We start from the raw sequence: 1,829 nt of genomic DNA, 5'->3' as shown, positions 1-1,829 counted from the left end.
ATTGTTTTTATCGCAGTACCGTCCATCACTGCATTTTTTATGGTTTTAAAAGTCGTAGGATTGGTTGATATTCCATAGGTTAAGGCATCTTTTTGTGTGTTAGCTTTTGCTTCAGTTTTACTGAGAATTTCCCTGTCAGCATCTATGGGTTTATAAGAGAAAATAAGGATTGCTTTTTTTGCCTGCAATATTTCCGGAGTTAAATCGATACCGTCTACAGATTCGGGTTTGAATTTTGAAATTTCGGATTTGTATCCCTGTTTAACTATTTTGGACGAAGTCTTTGATTCTTCAATTTTCCACGGAGAGCCTTCTTCCCAATATTTTTTATCTGCAACATAAAGATCTTGGTTCAGTTCCACAGTTTCACCGGTATTATCATTTTTAAGGCTGTAAAAAGTTTTATATTCTGAAGGATTTTTCTCAATATTGGCTTTTTCAGTATTCAAATCCGTACCAATTTTATAATCTCGGAAATCGATTAAAGGTTCATGAAGAATTCCATGAAGGGTAATAAGCCCCATTGCCAGTACAAAAACTGAAAGCGCAATATACTTGGTCTGTTTTTTTGGCTGAAGCAGCTTAAACTGATTTCTGTACATGAACCAAAGCAGCAACAACCCGAAGAGAAGAATTAAATCTTTCACAAAACTTTCCCACGGAGTAAAGGTAATAGCGTCACCAAAGCACCCGCAATCCGTCACTTTATTGAAATAAGCCGAATAAAAAGTCAAGAATCCGAAGAACACGCAAAGTGCAATAAGTGCGGTAAGCGTAAACTTCAAACGTATTCTCAGTAAGAGCATGAAGCCTAAAATAAGTTCCAAAGCCACAACAAAAATGGCAATAGGCAAGGCCTGGCTCTCAAAAAAAGGCATGTTGAAAACCGACGGCGAAAAATATTCTTCAAGTTTGAAGGAAAAACCCACCACATCTACCGCTTTCACAAAACCGGAAGCAATAAAAATCAATGCAACAGCAATTCGTAAAATATGTTTCATTTTAAATGATTTGTGGTTTAAATTCCTCTTGCTGTTCAGAAAATTTAATCAGACAGAACACGGCATAATTCAGCATGTCGAAATAATTTGCATCAATTCCTTCGGAAACCAAAGTTTCGCCGGCGTTATCCTCGATCTGTTTGGTTCTCAGTACTTTCTGATAAATTAAATCGGTGATCGAAGAAATTCTCATTTCGCGCCACGCTTCCCCGTAATCATGGTTTTTCCGCATCATCAATTCTTTTGCTTCGTTAGCAAATCTGTCGTAAAGTTCCAGAATTTCAGCTTTATCCTGCTTAAAATCATCGGCAAACCCCTTTTCAAGCTGAATTAAACCAATGATGGAATAATTGACGATGGCAATGAAATTTTCTTCCTCGGATTCGCCAACTTTCGAGATTCCTGTGGTCTGAAAATTCCTTAAACTTTTTACTTTGATGAAAATCTGGTCGGTGAGTGAAGGAGTTCTCAGCACCCGGAACGAAGCGCCGTAATCGGTGAGTTTTTTACTGAATAAATCGCGGCAAACGCGGATGACTTCGTCGAACTGTTTTGATGTTTTCTGCATAAAATTTCTAAACTTTTCAAAGATAAGAATTTTGGAGGGAAGAGGGAAGCCCAAAGTTTGAAGTTTCATCGACATATTCCTTAAATTTGCGTGTATGAAAACTCAATCTGGTAACCATAAAAATTCTCATTTTTCTATAAACTGCCGTGGATCACTGATCGATTTGTCGGTCCCGAAAATCATGGGAATCCTCAACCTTACGCCCGATTCTTTTTCTGATGGCGGAAAATTCAATGAAGAAAAAGCAGCCTTGAAACAGG

2 protein-coding genes and 1 pseudogene are annotated in these 1,829 nt (G+C 37.7%); 1 reads left to right on the top strand and 2 read right to left on the bottom strand.

Annotation, left to right across the window (positions count from 1 at the left end):
- Both V5N63_RS00705 and V5N63_RS00700 read right to left on the bottom strand, forming a co-directional pair.
- Positions 1–1,001 (bottom strand): BT_3928 family protein (locus tag V5N63_RS00705; RefSeq protein WP_332032107.1); only part of this gene is annotated, 1,001 nt, incomplete at its 3' end.
- 1 nt (position 1,002) lies between these two features.
- Positions 1,003–1,569 (bottom strand): DUF1599 domain-containing protein, encoded by a 567-nt coding sequence (locus V5N63_RS00700; protein WP_332032118.1) that lies wholly within the window; start codon positions 1,567–1,569, stop codon positions 1,003–1,005.
- 94 nt (positions 1,570–1,663) lie between these two features.
- Here V5N63_RS00700 and V5N63_RS00695 point away from each other — a divergent pair.
- Positions 1,664–1,829: pseudogene (locus V5N63_RS00695) on the top strand (dihydropteroate synthase); the annotation flags it as partial.

Source organism: Kaistella sp. (assembly GCF_032060305.1).
Lineage (GTDB): Bacteria > Bacteroidota > Bacteroidia > Flavobacteriales > Weeksellaceae > Kaistella > Kaistella yananensis.
Note: the sequence above shows the minus strand (reverse complement) of the source record. Positions and strands in the feature narration are given on the sequence as shown.